The sequence below is a fragment of the Gemmata sp. SH-PL17 genome (genome assembly GCF_001610855.1).
Classification (GTDB): Bacteria; Planctomycetota; Planctomycetia; order Gemmatales; family Gemmataceae; genus Gemmata; species Gemmata massiliana.
The window spans coordinates 1,762,791-1,777,251 of sequence record NZ_CP011271.1; the positions used below are offsets into that span (position 1 = coordinate 1,762,791).

The following is a 14,461-nucleotide window of genomic DNA, read 5'->3' on the forward strand; positions in this document are numbered from 1 at the left end:
GGAGCGGAGGCCCGGAGGCGCAGGCGGATGCCGGAGCCGCAGGTGCCGCAGCGGGACGGGCCGCGGTTAGAATGCCGTCGGGTTGTCAGCTCTCGGCGAGCGTTGAGGGGGTCGCGCAATGGCCGTTGCTTGAATTGTGTTATTATCTTATGACTGAATGGCAGCGACATGGCTCTGACGTTTTTCACCGTGCCGATCCGCGATCCGGCACCGGGCGAAGGGGCGCTGAACGCCTTTCTGGGTTGCCACCGCGTCCTGGGCGTGGACCGTCGGTTCGTGGACGCGGGCGAGAACTCCTTTTGGGCCATCTGCGTCGATTACCTGCCGGTCGCGTCGAGCACCCCGGGCGCCTCGTTTGGCAAGAAGGCACGGGTGGATTACCGCGAGGCCCTACCACCGCACGAGTTCGCCGCGTTCGCCAAGCTTCGGGAGTTGCGACAGCAACTGGCCCGGGCCGAGGCGGTGCCGGTCTACACCATCTTCACCAACGATCAACTGGCCGACATGGTCCGCCGCCGGGTCGCCACACCGGCCGACCTGGAGGCGATCGCCGGCGCCGGTGACGCCCGGATCGGCAAGTACGGCCCAGCTTTCCTGGCCGCTCTCGTGGCCGCGGGGCTCAACCATGAAGCGCGTGACCCTGGGACTTGACGCCGTTGCGGCTTGGGACAACCTCCGCCTCGCGGCCCTCAAGGCCCTCTGTGGCAAGAGAGCCCGGCCCGACGCCCGCCGGTTCATGAACCGCCTCGACGCTCACCTCCACGAGCTCCGTACGCAAATCTTGGCGGGCACGGTGGCCGTCGGCCGGTCCCACCAATTCACCATCCACGACCCGAAGGAGCGCCTCATCACCGCACCGTGCTTCGGCGAGCGCGTCCTGCACCACGCGATCATGAACGTCTGCGAGCCGGTGTTCGACCGCGGGTTGATCGCCGACAGTTACGCCTGCCGCCGGGGCAAGGGCCGCATCGCCTGCCTCCGGCGGGCGCAGGCGATCGCCCGGTGTCACCCGTGCTTCTTGAAACTCGACATCCGCAAATACTTCGACAGCATTGACCACCAGACCCTGAACGAACTCCTGAGCCGCCGGTTCAAGAACCGGGGACTTCTGGACCTGTTCGGCCGGATCATCGCCGCCCACGCCGCCTCACCGGGCCGGGGATTGCCGATTGGCAGCCTGACCTCACAGCACTTCGCCAACTTTTATCTGGGAGGGTGCGACCGGTACGTCAAAGAAGTCCTCCGTCGGCCCGGCTATGTCCGGTACATGGACGATATGGCCGTCTGGGCCGACTCATCAGATACACTCCGGCGCACCCTGGTCGACATTCGCGCGTTCCTGGACGTGCGGCTGGGGTTGGCCGTCAAACCCGAGCCGTACATCAACCGGACGCGGCACGGTCTGGACTTCCTCGGCTGCCGGGTCTTGCCAACGCACCTCGTGCTGAGCGCCCGCAGCCGACGACGGTACCGGCGGACCCTCCGAGCGATCGAACGGGCGATGGCCCGGGGCGAGATGAGCGAAGAGGAGGTCCAACGACGAGGGCAGGCCGTGGTCTCCTTCGCTTGTGCCGCGGGGGTCAAGAGTTGGCGATTTCGCCGCCGAACGCTAGATCTGCTTGCGGGTGAAGGCCCAGGCGTCGGCGCGGGTTCTCCGGGGCGGTAGCTGGAACAACGACGGCAGGAACTGCCGGTCGGCGAACCGCAACAGGACCGAGCCGGACGACCGGAACCAGAACATCGGGTTCCGGCTCGCCGCAGCTCCAACGAGGGACAGAAGTCCCCGCAGGAACCGGCCGTTCACCCGGCCCCGCCGTGCGGCGGGCAAACGACGGCAGCCGACCGGGGCGCTAGTAGCGCTCGCGAACGCTCCCCGAGTCGGCGATTCCCCTCCCGCTCACCGCGCCCGCACGTTTCCCCGGCAGCCGACGTCCACAAAATTCAAACGCTTGGGCGCGGCACCTTCTTCAACGCGGTCGCGCTCCGATTCTCCACGTCCGATCATTTTCTGTCGGCAAGAACCCCATCTCGCGTCTTCGGAAAGCAACCGGGCCCGCATCGCCCGGCCAACTCCAGGAGGCTAACGCACGTGACAACTCGCACCCCCTTGACCCCGGCACCCGTACCGACCGAATGCACACGCCGGGGACCGGCCCTCGTGTTGGCCACGGCGATTCAGAGCCGCAACGGCGCCGCCGTGGTCGAATGGCTCCGTCACCACCCAGACAGCCCGTTCGGAACAACCTTCAATATCCTCGCCCAACACGTCGATGACCGGGCCGACCGGGTTCTGATTTACTCGCTCCGAACACTGGCCCGCCTGGTTTCCGCGGGCCGGATCGAGACCGTCGAGTGCCTCCAGAAAATGACGTCCCGGGTGCTGGCCACGAACGCCATGCACTTCCGCCACCTCGCGCGGAACGCCGCCGCTCGCACCGAACTCGGCTCGAACGCTCCTGGGATTGATGTGGACCGCATCGCGTCACCGACCATCGACGCGTCCGATATCGCCCAGCGCGGCGAGTTGCTTGCCGCCGTGCTCCGCGAAGCCCGGGGCGTCGGCCGGCTCCACGTGGGGGTGGCCCAGGCCTACCGCCGGTACGAGTACGAGTATGGCACCGCTCACGGGGCGTACCCCTACATCGCCCGGTTGGCGGTTCTCGACGTCAACGGCCGTGTGGTGAAGGTTCGCTCGTGGCGGGCGGGCCCGGTGGGAGCCACCCCGCCCGACACGAGAGTGATCCGCCGGGTGAGGGCTATCCACCGGGAGGCCGGCGAGCGGATCCGCACGGCCGCCCGCCGGCTCGGGTACAACGTCCCGCCGGCAGGTTAAGCAAAGGGCGACTCATAACGCCTCATCTCCAGAGGCCAGTGAGCGATGTCACCGGTCCCCAGCGCTAAGTGACTGTTCCATATGCCTCGAAATCGCGGTGTTTTTGCGTTACCACTCGCGATTTTCCAGGCTTTTTCGCACATATGGGACAGTCACTAACAGACCGTCGCTGGTCTGCGGACCAACAGTCGCAGCCGACGGGACGCTCCCCGCCGGCCGTTTCGCTTCCCGAATGTTCGTGGCGCGCGAGTCGCGGCGGGAGCGGTCGGGAAGAAAATCGCGGGCCGAAGGGGCATGAAAGTGTGTGGACCCGAACAATTTCATTTAACTCATGGGTGTTCCGTATGGAACAAATCGAACCAAACAACGTCCGCGGCGCCATCGACTGGTCGTTCGACTTTACGGCCGAGATCGCCCGGCTGTTGGCGTTCCCCGTGCTAGTGTGGACGACCAAGTCCGGAACCTGGGGCACGCGTTTCCTGGCGGGTTCGGCCGCGGCCGGGTTGTCCTGGCTCGGCGTGATCGGGATCGCCTGTGTCCGGTCCCTGCGGAATGACGACCTGTTCTACTTTTGGATCGCGACCGCTGCCCTACTCATTTTCCACCGCGTTGTAGGAATCGTTCGCCGCCTGGGCGGGTACGAATGCGCGGCCGAGTTTCCGGGGGCGTCGTGGCTTTGGCTCGGGCCGGGTCCGTGGGCCGAGCGGGCGGCCCGGTTCGCCGACGCGGTGGTCGCGTTCGGAGTCGGCCTCGTCCTGTTCCAACTCGGGAGGGCCCCGCTCGGTGCGGTGCTGATGATCGGCGCCGCGGCCAGACTGTTCGGCGAGGGCCTGGACGTCCGGGCGGTCCGGGCGCGGGCGTAGAAGGCCAAGTGCGGGCTACATGGTTGATGACCTTCGACAACGTAACGGGAGGGCCAAGATGAAGACCGAGCGACTGAAGACGCACCTGAGGGCGTCTTGGCGGTTCGTGCTGGTTTCGCTCCTGCGGCTGACGCGCCGCGTCGAAACCGGCCTGGCGGCGCGGGTCCACCGACGTCCGGTCCGGTGACCCACGTTAGGGAACCATCGTCGCGGCCGACGGGACGAAATCCCGTCGGCTGTTTCATTCCCGGATCCGAGGCGCCGCGACCCGATTCGCGGGGTCGGTTCCTCACCAATCAGACGCGCCGATGAACAAGGAGACGAGATGAATTCTCCGAGTCACAATCGTGCGCTCGATGTCGCCGCGCCGACCGCAGCCTATTTGGCCGAGCGGCTCCGCGGCGACTTGCTCCACCTCCCCGGCCCCGAATTACACCACGAACTGACCCTGATCATCCTGACCGCGCTCCTGACCTACGACGAGACCGGAACAGTGCCCCCTCGCGCGTGACCGGCTCGCGCCTTCAGCAACCAGCAGCGCAGTTCGATGAACAAAATAGGATTGTGCGATGACCATTGACCCCGACCGAGCCGAGGCCGTCGCGGCCACTGTGGCCGCGTGTGGGACGCACCAGCTAGCAAACTGGTTCCCCGCGGATCGGCACGACGAACTCCACGAGTTGCTGTACGACCTGAGCTATACCGCGATCCTGACGTACCTCGAGGCGGAAACCTGGCGCACCGCAGACCCGAGTGCGAACTGACCCGGAGAACAATTGATTCAGGACAGACTCACTCCAAAGGGGGAATAATGCTCACGGTCGCACAGGCGGCGGTGTACGCGACGGTTTCGGAACGGCTCATCCGCGAGTGGGTCACGTCCGGCCTGCTCCCCGTGCTCCGATTGGGAGCGAAGGGGCGCCGCGGGCACATCCGGATCCAGCGCGAAGACCTCGACGCCACACTTGCCGCGTTCAAGGTTACGCGCGCGCAACCGGGGCCGCGCCGGCACCCGGCGCGCAAACCCGCGCTCAAGCACCTTCGGCTTTCTTGAGCGCGTCCCGCAAGTGCGCGTCCGCTTGATCCATATGGCTGTACACCTTCTGGACCATCTGCCCGTCCGCGTGTCCCAACAGGGCCGCCACGGTCAGGTGGTCCACGCCGCTGATGAGGAGCCGCTGGGTAAACCCGTGGCGGAACTCGTACGCGCAGAACCGCTCCCCGAGCTTCTCCTTGAGGCGCCCGAACCGGCAGTTAACCGCGTACGAGGTCCACGCCGCCCCGTCGCGGTTGACGAACAAGGTACCCCGTGCGCCGGCGAGCCGTTCGCGCGCGAGTTCCAGGGCCCGGCCCTCGAGCCGGATCACGCGCCACTTCTTTCGCCCCTTGGCCTCCTTGGGGGGAATCGTGATCAGGGCCTTGTCGAGGTGTACGTGCCGGGGCTCGATGATGCGAGCCTCCTGGGGCCGACACCCGGTGTGCCAACAGAACTCCAGGAACGCGCGGAACGGGTCACCGGCTGGGTAGCTGTCCCGGATCCGCACCCAGTCCTCTGGGGTCACGAACTCCTCGCGGCGTCGGGCCGCGGGCTTCTTGATCTTGCGCACCGGGTTGATTTCGATGTGCCCGAGCTCCTCGGCCCAGTTGTACGCCCGCTGGACCGCGCCGGTGGCGTTGCGCCGGTACGTGGGTCCCCAACCCGGGTGCGCGTCGAGCCACTCGACGACATGGAACGGACGCAGGGCCAGAGCGGGCATCGTGGTCCGGTCCTTGAGGTGGTCACAGAACCGCTGCAGGTGCCACACGTACCCGTCGTAGGTGCGCTTCTCCCGGTGCTTCTGGCACCACTCCAGGTACTTGTCGAACAGTTCGCTGACGAGAAGTCCGTTCAGGGCCGGTGGCGAGGCGCTCGAGGTCGATGCCTGCGGGGTGTTGTCGTTGGCGGCCCGTTCCACCATGAGTTGGTGGAACGCGCTCCACGCGGCCTTTTCCGTGAGGGCCGTTTTCGGCCCGTCGCACAGTTTGAGTTGCTGCTTCCCGAGTTGAACGTACCAGGCGCTCCGGGCCGTTCGGAAGAACGGTTTGGGCATGTGCGGCATGAGTTGACCTCCCAGAGTGAAATGCTGGGTAGGAGGTCACTTTTTCTGCCAGAATTCTCTGCCACACGCGGGCAGATTCTCCGTAAGTTCAGTACACCCGAGAGGATTTGAACCTCTAACCCTCGGTTCCGAAGACCGATGCTCTATCCAGTTGAGCTACGGGTGCAAATACTTTCTTTTCAGTCACTTATGAGCTTTTCGTTTCACTCGCTTCACTTCGTTTGACACCAGTTGTGACCCCCAGTATCTTCGCAAATGACCAAGAGTGCGAGTAACACCCGTGGCCGAGTTACAACGGCTGCTCTCGATGAACAGCCGACAGGTTCATCGACGATTCTATCGCGCACACGTCCGCGAACAAGCCGAACAAAACCCGGGGCATTGCGGAGGTCACGTCGCGGTCGGCGCGGGCGCTTGCGTTAATTCCGCTACGGGGTAGGAAGTGCTGAAACTGTCATTGACGTAACTTCAGGGCAGGATGAGGTATGGCGCTCCCGCGATTCGTGCCCGAAGAACGCCAAGAGCTCCACGACCTTGCAGCTCAGTGGCCCCAAATTGTTTCCAAACGGACATTCGGGAACGGTGGACCAGGTCTTAATGTCGACTTCCGACCCTTGCAGCAGATCGCTACCACCGCCACGCAAGGGCCGACCGAAGGAACCTTCCACCTCCCGTCCCAGCAACAAGCCCAACGGCTCACTAGCGAACTGCCTTGTGGGACTGTGCAGTGTCGAGCGAGTGGCTCGCTGCCCCGACAGTCGCCGGGATTTTTCCCCCGCGAACGGTACTGGGGTTGGATGAACACGGTTGTAGCTCCTCTGTCCGCGAGCGAATCGGCACCGCGACCGCACGGTTCTCCTCGTTCAGCGGTGCCACCAACGCGGTTCGCATGGCAAACACTGTCGTCAGCGAGAGCCTGGTCGGGCGGCTCGCACATTGAGGTCGGAGCGGAACTCGTTGAGCGGCGCGACCGGAAGGTGGTCTCACGTCGCCGCCGGGAGTTGTCGGCTCGCGTGGCGGTGATCCCCGACGCTGTGGCACTCGGTGGCACGGCGTCGGGCGTTCACGCGGCCCAGAACAAGGATTCAAAGCGAATTAGCTGCGTTGGCCCTGGGGTGGGGGTTAGGTTCTTTCTCCGTGCTCCCATAGGCTTGTCTACGCGGTTCTCTTCACACGCACGTTACAGGAGCATCCATGTCCGATAAACCGCTCGCCGGGAAGGTCGCGCTCGTTACCGGAGGGTCGCGCGGGATCGGGGCGGCCATCGCCACCCGGCTCGCCGCGGACGGGGCGAAAGTGGTCGTCAACTATGCCCGGAGCGAGGCCGAGGCCAACGCCGTGGTCGCGGCGATCACCGCGGCCGGCGGATCGGCCGTGGCCGTGAAAGCGGACGTGGGAACCCCGACCGAGATCCCCAGGCTGTTCGCCGCCACGACAAAAGCGTTCGGCCGGCTCGACGTGCTGGTGAACAACGCCGCGATCATGCAGCGCACGTTCCTGACGGACGTGACCGCGGAATCCATCGACGCGCACTTCAACGTGAACGTGCGCGGGTACCTGCTCTGCGTCAAGCACGCGGCCGAGCTGATGACGGCCGGCGGGAGCATCATCAACATCGGCAGCGCGATCAGCCGGATGGCGTACCCCGGTGCGGTGGTGTACACGGCCACGAAGGGCGCGATCGACGTGATGACCCGCGTACTCGCGGCCGAGTTGGGGCCGAAGGGCATTCGCGTGAACGTGCTCGCACCCGGCTCGACGCGGACCGACATGAACAGTGAAAAGAGCGGCAAAACCAAGGAAGAGGAGCGCCAGGAGGAACAGGCGACCGCGCTGCGTCGGATCGGTGACCCGAAGGACATTGCGGACGCCGCCGCGTTCCTCGCGTCCGACGACGCCCGCTGGGTGACGGGCTCGTGGCTCGACGTGTCCGGCGGCATCCGGCTTTGATTTCGGCCCGGGCGGGGCGCTCGCGGGGTACCACGATGCCGGGGCACGTGTTCATCGTTCGCGGCGACGTTCGGCGCCTCGCTTGCGATGCGTGGCTCGTCCCGTGCAGCCGCAGCGCGCGCCCCGGGTACGAGTGGTTCCCGCCGGACTACGCCGGCCCGCGCGAGGGGCGCCGGTTTGTCGACGGGCAGAGCCGCGTGCAACCGCTCATCGCCCCCGCACCGAACCGCCCGCAACCGTGGTTGTGCTGGATCGGGCGCGGCGGGCAGCCGGTGTCCTGGTACACCTCCGGCGCGGCCGAGTTCCTCAACACCGCCGCGACCGAGATCGCCACGAACGACCTTCCACCACTCTTTGGCCGTGCCCGTTCGCTGCTCGCGCTACCGGTCGTGGGTACGGGGCAGGGCGGTGGGGCGGAGCGGGCCGGCGAGATCGTTCAAAGGCCGTCTAGAAAGCGGTCCCGGGAGCCGTTTGGGGTGGTCGTTACCATTCGGGTATGAGCACTCGCGAGCGCTACCCGAGCGACCTGACGGACCTTCAGTGGGACAACATCGGGCACCTGTTCCCGCAGGGTAATGGGAAGACCGGTCGTCCGCGCACGTACCCGGTACGTGAGGTGGTGAACGCGGCCCTGTACCTGGCCCGGGGCGGGTGTACGTGGCGCATGCTGCCGCACGACTTCCCGCCGTGGAAGACGGTCAGCTACTACTTCTACACGTGGCGCGATGCGGGGGTGTGGGAGCAGGTACATAACGCCCTGCGGTCCGAGATCCGGGTGTGCGGCGGAAGGGAACCAACTCCGAGTGCCGGGATCATCGACAGCCAGTCGGTGAAGACGACCGAGGCCGGCGGCCCGAAGGGGTACGACGCGGGCAAGAAGGTGTCCGGGCGCAAGCGCCACGTGCTCGTGGACACGCTCGGGCTGATCTGGGGTTTGGTCGTTCTTCCCGCGGCCCCGACCGACTGGGACGGGGCGGTGAAGGTGTTCGAGAAGGTCGGGAAGACGATGCCCCGGTTGGCCAAGGTGTGGGCCGACGCGAACTACCGGGCGAGCGCCCTGGGCGAGTGGATCAAGGGGCACGCGCGGTGGGTACTGGAGGTGGTCACCGGGCGCCCCGGTCAGACCACATTCGAGGTCCACAAGTGGCGATGGATCGTGGAGCGCACGTTCGGCTGGTTCGGCCGGTACCGGCGCCTGTCCAAGGATTATGAGCACAACACCAAGAGCAGCGAGGCATGGATCTACATCGCCATGATCCATCGCATGTCGCGGTTCGGCTTGCCCGACAAGAACAAGGACGATGACCTACTGAGGAGACCGCCCAAGGCGGTGAAATCCTAGCTTTCTAGACGGCCTTTCAGGCACTTCTGCCAGAACTGGAAGCATTTACCGCGCGGACGTTCCCCGGAGAGCGGGAGTTCGATGTCGCGCTCGTGTGCTGGGATTCTGCCAGTCACGCCGCGGCCCAGGCCGAGCGCGTGCGCCGGGCGGACTGGCCCACGGACCTCACCGAACAATTGAGGGCCGAAGCCCAGCGCCTGGCCGCACACGCTCTGCGGGGCGAACTCGCGCTCTTTCTCGGTGCGGGGGTAAGCATCGCGGCCGGACTTCCCAGTTGGGGCGGGTTGCTCGACGAACTGGCGGTTCGGGCAGAAATGTCTCGCGAGGAGCGTGCCGCACTCGCGGAGCTACGCAACGCACTCGATCAGGCGACCGTGATCGAACGGCGCCTCAAAGCACGCGGGGGTTCGATCGGCCGAACGGTTGCTTCGGCTCTCGGCCCGCGCCGGCACTACGCTCTTGCCCACGCACTACTTGCCGCGCTTCCGGTCCGCGAAGCGATCACCACCAATTACGACCAACTGTTCGAGGACGCCTGGGCGCTGTCCGATCCCGACGGGTTGTCGGTGCTACCGGGCGCGATCAAACCGGACGCCCGGCGCTGGCTCCTGAAGATGCACGGGTGCCTCTCGGACCCGGACCGAGTGGTTCTAACGCGCTCCAGTTACACGCGCTACGACGAGCAGCTCCCGGCCCTTAGCGGAATGGTTCAGGCGTTTCTTGTCACGCGACACGTTCTGTTCGTCGGTTTCTCGATGACCGATGACAACTTCCACCGCATCGTGGACGCGGTGCGGCGCTTACGCGGGGAACACCGCCCTCCGGGGCACTTTGGAACGGCCCTATCACTCGGTGCGGGCGGATTGGCCGAAATGCTGTGGGACCAAGATATTCGGCGCGTGCGCATGGCCGATGTGCCCGAGACGATGGCGAACTTTGCGGCGCCCGAAGCGGCCCGGCGCCTGGAAGTGTTTCTCGACTATTTGGTGTCCCGGACGCGAGACGCGGCCCACCTGTTGGTCGGGGAGCGGTTCGATTCACTGCTGACGCCGGGAGAGCGCCAATTGCGGGACGCCCTGGTGCGCTTCGTGAAAGACGTGACCGGTGCCGACGCGAGCGCCATTCGCGGAACGGTCGCGTGGCCGCAGATCGAGCGACTGCTCCGCGGGTTGGGACTGGAGCCGCCCGACGGGGCACTCGTCAGCGGTTCCGGTGGCGAGTAAAATGTTCGTGTAAGGTCGGTCGGGCGCCGTCGCTCTCAATTTGCGTGTCCTTGCCCCGGTACCACGCCGAGCGGAATGATGAATATACCTTCTGGTGACCCGCCGCAGCTTTTTTTTAGTCCCCACCACACGCCGCCCCCGCGCTCCTCGTTGCGCCGCCGACTCGTTGCGATTAGTGGGTGGTGCTGTCTCGTGTTGGCGCTCGGTTTGTGGGGCGTTTTGCGGTTCGCGGACTCGTGGCCCGTGGCCACGGTCGTGATGTTCGCCCCGCTCCACCTCGTGGCCCTGCTCCCCGGCGCACTTCTCGTTGTTGCGGCGGCCTTTCACCGCCGGGCGCTGCGAACTCTCGTGCCCGCGTTCGTCATAACTGTTGGCCCGGTAGCGGAATTCTGTGTGCCGTGGGCCGGCGCGAGTGCGGACGGTGTGCCGACGGGTGCGCGGCTCCGCGTGCTCACCTGCAACGCGCACTACGCGCGCATGTCGGCTGCGCCGCTGGAGGCCCTTGTTGCGGACGCCCGGCCCGATGTCGTAGTGCTTCAAGAATGGAACTCGAAGAACCGGTCCGAAGTGCTCACCGCTCCCGAGTGGCACACGCACCGCGACAGCGGGCACTTTTTGGCGAGCCGCTACCCCATTCGTCGGGTCGAACCGCTCGGCAACCAGTCCGCCGGGACGCAGGGGTCCGTCACGCGCTACGCGCTGGACGCGCCGGCCGGGGCCGTCACCCTGTTCAGCGTTCACCTGGCCAGCCCGCGCGACGGTTTGAGTGAAGTGGCAAAGGGGGGGACGTTCGGGTTCGATAATATTCTCGCGAACAGTGAGTTGCGCTGGATCCAGTCGCGGAACTTGGCGGATTGGGCCGGGCGGGTGGACGGCCCGGTCGTCCTCGCGGGGGACTTCAACACGCCCCCGCACAGCGACATTTTCCGCCAGGTTTGGGGCGAGTACGAGAACGCCTTTGCGTCGGCCGGGTGGGGGTGGGGGCACACGTTTATCGTGCGCGTCGCGGCGGTCCGGATCGACCACGTCCTCGTCGGCGGGGGCGGGCGCGCGAGCGCGTGTTGGGTCGGCCCGAACATCGGGTCGCCGCACCGCCCGGTGATCGCCGACGTCGCTTGGCCGGTCGGCGGACTCAAAGCGCCTTGAAGCCGATCGCGTTCGGTCCGCGGAGCGCGTTTGTGCGTCGCACGAACCGGTGCCGCTTTTCATGCGGGAGCAAAGTCACGCACCCGCCGTCCGTTACCCAGAAGCCAATTTCCCTACACTCGAATCGATCGGATATTCGTACTTGGAAAGGTTCACATTGACAGTGCGCGTGGACCCGTTAAATTCAAGGAAGTTACGGTCCGTGTTAAATCCGCCAAGCGCCCAGCCCGGTTCGTGTTCCCCGGCTTCTTAATTGCACAGCCGATTCCAACCCGAGCCGGTTTGGTGTGGTTTTGCACGTTCAACCCGCGTGAGGATTCGCCCTGTCCGCGCTGATCGATCATTTGGCCCTGCTCGCCCCCGAACGCCTCGCGGATATCGATGGTCTGCGCGCGCGATTCGCGTCCGAAGAGCAGCTCACCACGGAACTCGTCCGCCGTAAATGGCTGACGCCGCTCCAGGGGCGCTGGTTGCTCCGGGGGCACGGGGCGCGGCTGTTCGTCGGCTCTTACGTTCTCGTCGATCGGATCGGTGAGGGCGGCATGGGGCAGGTGTTCCTGGCCCGGCACCGCTCGTTCGGGCGCCCGGCGGCGATCAAAGTGCTGCGCCCCGACCGCCTCGATAACAAACGCGGGCGCGCACGGTTCCTGCGCGAAGTGCGGGCACTGGGCCACCTGGACCACTCGAACGTGGTTCACGCCTACGACGCCGGTCTCATCGGGCGCGCGTGCTACTTGGTGATGGAGTACGTCCCCGGTCCGGACCTCGCTCGGGTGCTGGCCGCCGGCGAGCGGCTCCCGGTCGGGCACTCGTGCGAGTACGCGCGCCAGGCCGCGCTCGGGCTGCACCACATGCACGAGCGCGGCCTGATTCACCGCGACATCAAGCCGGGCAACGTGAGCCTTGCCGAAGGCGGGCGGACCGTGAAGTTGTTGGACGTGGGGCTGGTCAAGGAGCGGATGAACCCGGACGCCGACGGCGAGGTGCTGACGCAAGCCGGGTGGCTGGTCGGTACCGCGGATTACGCCGCCCCCGAGCAGGTCCTGAACGCCCGCAACGTGGGGCGCCGGTCGGACCAGTATTCACTGGGGTGCACCCTCTACCACTTGCTCGCCGGAGAAGTGCCGTTCCCCGGCAGTACGCCGGTCGCGCGGGCCTTGCGGCGCGTGACCGAGAACGTGCGCCCGATCCACGAACTGCGCCCCGATTTGCCCGCGGGTTTGTCGGAGGTCGTGGGGCGCCTGTTGGCGCGCGAACCGAAGGGGCGGTTCCCGTCCGCGCGGGCCGCGGCCGAAGCACTCGCCCCGTTCGCGACCCCCCTCGTGACGGCCGCGGCCGAAACGACGGTTCACATTTCGACGTGCCCCACGCTCCCTACACTCCCCACACTCGACGGTCCCACTGCGACCGAGTCCGAGCTTTCCACGCCCGCTGATGCCCCCGCGACCGCCCCGCGCTCGGGGCAGTAGCGGCACATTTTCACGCGAGGCGCTCGCAACACCTTGGCGCGAACTACACACGTGCCCCGCGCCCGATGCCGTAGTAAGTGAACCCGAACTGTCGGAGCATTCGGGGGTCGTACACGTTTCGGCCGTCGAAGATCACGCGCTGGGCCAGGAGCCGCTTCATCACCTCGAAGTCCGGGTTGCGGAACTCGGCCCACTCGGTCACGACCACCAGCCCGTCCGCGCCCTCCAGTGCCCCGTAAGGCCGGTCCGCGTAGTGCAACTTGTCGCCGTAAATCGCGCGCACGTTGGCGGTCGCTTCCGGGTCGTGGACCCGGACCTGTGTGCCCGCTTCGAGCAGGGCGTCGATGAGCGTCAGGGCCGGGGCCTCGCGGATGTCGTCGGTCCGGGGCTTGAACGCCAGCCCCCACACGGCCAGCGTCTTCCCCGCGAGCCCGTCGCCGTAGTGCGCGCGGACCTTCTCGAAGAGCACGAGCTTCTGTGCGTCGTTCACCGCGTCCACCGCGCGCATCAGTTCGAGCGGCAAGTTGGTGCGCCGGCCCATTGCGATGATCGCCTCCACGTCCTTGGGGAAACACGACCCGCCGTACCCGGGACCGGGGAACAGGAACTGGAACCCGATCCGCTGGTCGTGCCCGATGCCCTTGCGCACGTCGTTGATGTCGGCCCCGAGCCGGTCGCACAGGTTCGCCATCTCGTTGATGAAGCTGATCTTGGTCGCGAGCATCGCGTTGGCCGCGTACTTGGTCATTTCGGCCGATTCCGGGGTCATCACCAGGAACGGGCGCTCGGTGCGCAGGAACGGGGCGTACAGCTCCCGGAGCACCTCGGCCGCCTCGGGCCGGCGCGCCCCCACGACCACGCGGTCGGGCTTCATGAAGTCCTCGATCGCGGCCCCTTCCTTGAGGAACTCCGGGTTGCTCGCCACGTCGACGTGCGCGCAACCCTTCGCGGCCAGGCGCTCGGCGACCTTGGCGTTGGTCCCGACCGGGACCGTGCTCTTGGTGACCACGACGCGGGTTCCCGGTGGACCCGGGGGGGCGTCCTTGAGCGCCTCGCCGATCGCGTCCGCGACCGCGAACACGGCCGTGAGGTCGGCGTCGCCCTCGTCGGATTGGGGCGTGCCCACCGCGATGAACACGAGCCGGGCGGCGCGCACCGCCGCGGCCAGGTCGGGCGTGAACGCGAGGCGCCCGTCGCGCGCGTTTCGCGCGACCAGCTCTTGGAGGCCCGGTTCGTAGATCGGGATGCCGCCCTGCTGCAGGACCGCAATCTTCTTGGGGTTGTTGTCCACGCACACGACGTCGTTCCCGCTCTCCGCGAGACACGTGCCGGTCACGAGGCCGACGTACCCGGTTCCGATGATCGCAACTTTCACAATAAGGTCGCTCCAGGTGTATTCGGAGCGGCGATCTCTCCGAACCGGAAAGAGGCCCCGAACCGCGCGGCGAAGAGGGAATTTAAAACGGCACCGTTCCAATCGTCAACACGGATTGTGTCTCACTATTGTGTGGCGCGAATCGGGGACTTGGGGAGCCT

General features: G+C 66.4%; 17 protein-coding genes and 1 tRNA gene. 15 read left to right on the top strand and 3 right to left on the bottom strand.

Features of this window, described 5'->3' with window-relative positions; all coding sequences use genetic code 11:
* Nucleotides 1-168 precede the first annotated feature (168 nt).
* From VT84_RS07240 to VT84_RS07270, 9 genes are all read left to right on the top strand, one after another.
* The gene (locus VT84_RS07240) at nt 169-651 is read left to right on the top strand and encodes an HRDC domain-containing protein (protein WP_082839071.1); all 483 of its coding nucleotides are present in this window, start codon (nt 169-171) and stop codon (nt 649-651) included.
* Nucleotides 626-1,666: a reverse transcriptase/maturase family protein gene (locus tag VT84_RS07245; protein WP_082839072.1), complete on the top strand. Its 1,041-nt coding sequence runs from the start codon at nt 626-628 to the stop codon at nt 1,664-1,666. The genes VT84_RS07240 and VT84_RS07245 overlap by 26 nt, the downstream gene beginning before the upstream one ends.
* On the top strand, nt 1,626-2,084 hold the full coding sequence (locus VT84_RS42145) for an SUMF1/EgtB/PvdO family nonheme iron enzyme (protein WP_204249723.1): 459 nt from the start codon (nt 1,626-1,628) through the stop codon (nt 2,082-2,084). Before VT84_RS07245 ends, VT84_RS42145 begins: the two co-directional genes overlap by 41 nt.
* 5 nt (nt 2,085-2,089) lie before the next feature.
* Nucleotides 2,090-2,833 carry a hypothetical protein gene (locus VT84_RS07250; RefSeq protein WP_157469296.1) on the top strand — a complete coding sequence of 248 codons (744 nt, stop codon included), beginning with the start codon at nt 2,090-2,092 and terminating at the stop codon, nt 2,831-2,833.
* 344 nt (nt 2,834-3,177) lie between these two features.
* On the top strand, nt 3,178-3,696 hold the full coding sequence (locus VT84_RS07255; protein ID WP_082839074.1) for a hypothetical protein: 519 nt from the start codon (nt 3,178-3,180) through the stop codon (nt 3,694-3,696).
* A gap of 58 nt (nt 3,697-3,754) precedes the next feature.
* Nucleotides 3,755-3,883 (top strand): hypothetical protein, encoded by a 129-nt coding sequence (locus VT84_RS41640; protein WP_255359534.1) that lies wholly within the window; start codon nt 3,755-3,757, stop codon nt 3,881-3,883.
* Nucleotides 3,884-4,021: 138 nt separating this feature from the next.
* Nucleotides 4,022-4,207: a hypothetical protein gene (locus tag VT84_RS07260; protein ID WP_082839075.1), complete on the top strand. Its 186-nt coding sequence runs from the start codon at nt 4,022-4,024 to the stop codon at nt 4,205-4,207.
* A 58-nt stretch (nt 4,208-4,265) separates the two neighbouring features.
* Nucleotides 4,266-4,460: a hypothetical protein gene (locus tag VT84_RS07265; RefSeq protein ID WP_082839076.1), complete on the top strand. Its 195-nt coding sequence runs from the start codon at nt 4,266-4,268 to the stop codon at nt 4,458-4,460.
* Nucleotides 4,461-4,507: 47 nt separating this feature from the next.
* Nucleotides 4,508-4,750, top strand: coding sequence for a helix-turn-helix domain-containing protein (locus VT84_RS07270; RefSeq protein WP_082839077.1), 243 nt, complete (start codon nt 4,508-4,510; stop codon nt 4,748-4,750).
* Here the strand turns inward: VT84_RS07270 and VT84_RS07275 are convergent.
* Together VT84_RS07275 and VT84_RS07280 are read right to left on the bottom strand one after the other, a co-directional pair.
* Nucleotides 4,728-5,795, bottom strand: a complete 1,068-nt coding sequence (locus VT84_RS07275; RefSeq protein ID WP_082839078.1) for a tyrosine-type recombinase/integrase — start codon at nt 5,793-5,795, stop codon at nt 4,728-4,730. The genes VT84_RS07270 and VT84_RS07275 overlap by 23 nt on opposite strands.
* A gap of 92 nt (nt 5,796-5,887) precedes the next feature.
* Nucleotides 5,888-5,961, bottom strand: a tRNA-Arg gene (locus tag VT84_RS07280).
* Nucleotides 5,962-6,989: 1,028 nt separating this feature from the next.
* On the opposite strand from VT84_RS07280, the gene VT84_RS07290 reads away from it, so the two are divergent.
* From VT84_RS07290 to VT84_RS07315, 6 genes are all read left to right on the top strand, one after another.
* Entirely contained in the window at nt 6,990-7,745 is a 756-nt protein-coding gene (locus VT84_RS07290; RefSeq protein ID WP_082839079.1) for a glucose 1-dehydrogenase, read from the top strand.
* A gap of 35 nt (nt 7,746-7,780) precedes the next feature.
* Nucleotides 7,781-8,245: a hypothetical protein gene (locus tag VT84_RS07295; RefSeq protein WP_082839080.1), complete on the top strand. Its 465-nt coding sequence runs from the start codon at nt 7,781-7,783 to the stop codon at nt 8,243-8,245.
* On the top strand, nt 8,242-9,087 hold the full coding sequence (locus VT84_RS07300; RefSeq protein WP_239465478.1) for an IS5 family transposase: 846 nt from the start codon (nt 8,242-8,244) through the stop codon (nt 9,085-9,087). Before VT84_RS07295 ends, VT84_RS07300 begins: the two co-directional genes overlap by 4 nt.
* 92 nt (nt 9,088-9,179) lie before the next feature.
* Complete coding sequence (locus tag VT84_RS07305; protein ID WP_082839081.1) at nt 9,180-10,310, top strand: SIR2 family NAD-dependent protein deacylase; 1,131 nt, start codon at nt 9,180-9,182, stop codon at nt 10,308-10,310.
* Between the two features lie 192 nt (nt 10,311-10,502).
* Nucleotides 10,503-11,456: an endonuclease/exonuclease/phosphatase family protein gene (locus VT84_RS07310; RefSeq protein ID WP_052559238.1), complete on the top strand. Its 954-nt coding sequence runs from the start codon at nt 10,503-10,505 to the stop codon at nt 11,454-11,456.
* A 344-nt stretch (nt 11,457-11,800) separates the two neighbouring features.
* On the top strand, nt 11,801-12,925 hold the full coding sequence (locus VT84_RS07315; RefSeq protein ID WP_082839083.1) for a serine/threonine-protein kinase: 1,125 nt from the start codon (nt 11,801-11,803) through the stop codon (nt 12,923-12,925).
* A gap of 43 nt (nt 12,926-12,968) precedes the next feature.
* On the opposite strand, the gene VT84_RS07320 is transcribed toward VT84_RS07315, so the two are convergent.
* Entirely contained in the window at nt 12,969-14,300 is a 1,332-nt protein-coding gene (locus tag VT84_RS07320; RefSeq protein ID WP_082839084.1) for a UDP-glucose dehydrogenase family protein, read from the bottom strand.
* Between the last annotated feature and the right edge of the window lie 161 nt (nt 14,301-14,461).

What these genes read in the sequence shown, in the direction of transcription:
- VT84_RS07240 (WP_082839071.1), top strand. Translation starts at nt 169, where the DNA reads ATGGCTCTGACGTTTTTCACCGTGCCGATCCGCGATCCGGCACCGGGC.
- VT84_RS07245 (WP_082839072.1), top strand. Translation starts at nt 626, where the DNA reads ATGAAGCGCGTGACCCTGGGACTTGACGCCGTTGCGGCTTGGGACAAC.
- VT84_RS07255 (WP_082839074.1), top strand. Translation starts at nt 3,178, where the DNA reads ATGGAACAAATCGAACCAAACAACGTCCGCGGCGCCATCGACTGGTCG.
- VT84_RS41640 (WP_255359534.1), top strand. Translation starts at nt 3,755, where the DNA reads ATGAAGACCGAGCGACTGAAGACGCACCTGAGGGCGTCTTGGCGGTTC.
- VT84_RS07260 (WP_082839075.1), top strand. Translation starts at nt 4,022, where the DNA reads ATGAATTCTCCGAGTCACAATCGTGCGCTCGATGTCGCCGCGCCGACC.
- VT84_RS07265 (WP_082839076.1), top strand. Translation starts at nt 4,266, where the DNA reads ATGACCATTGACCCCGACCGAGCCGAGGCCGTCGCGGCCACTGTGGCC.
- VT84_RS07270 (WP_082839077.1), top strand. Translation starts at nt 4,508, where the DNA reads ATGCTCACGGTCGCACAGGCGGCGGTGTACGCGACGGTTTCGGAACGG.
- VT84_RS07275 (WP_082839078.1), bottom strand. Translation starts at nt 5,795, where the DNA reads ATGCCGCACATGCCCAAACCGTTCTTCCGAACGGCCCGGAGCGCCTGG.
- VT84_RS07290 (WP_082839079.1), top strand. Translation starts at nt 6,990, where the DNA reads ATGTCCGATAAACCGCTCGCCGGGAAGGTCGCGCTCGTTACCGGAGGG.
- VT84_RS07295 (WP_082839080.1), top strand. Translation starts at nt 7,781, where the DNA reads ATGCCGGGGCACGTGTTCATCGTTCGCGGCGACGTTCGGCGCCTCGCT.
- VT84_RS07300 (WP_239465478.1), top strand. Translation starts at nt 8,242, where the DNA reads ATGAGCACTCGCGAGCGCTACCCGAGCGACCTGACGGACCTTCAGTGG.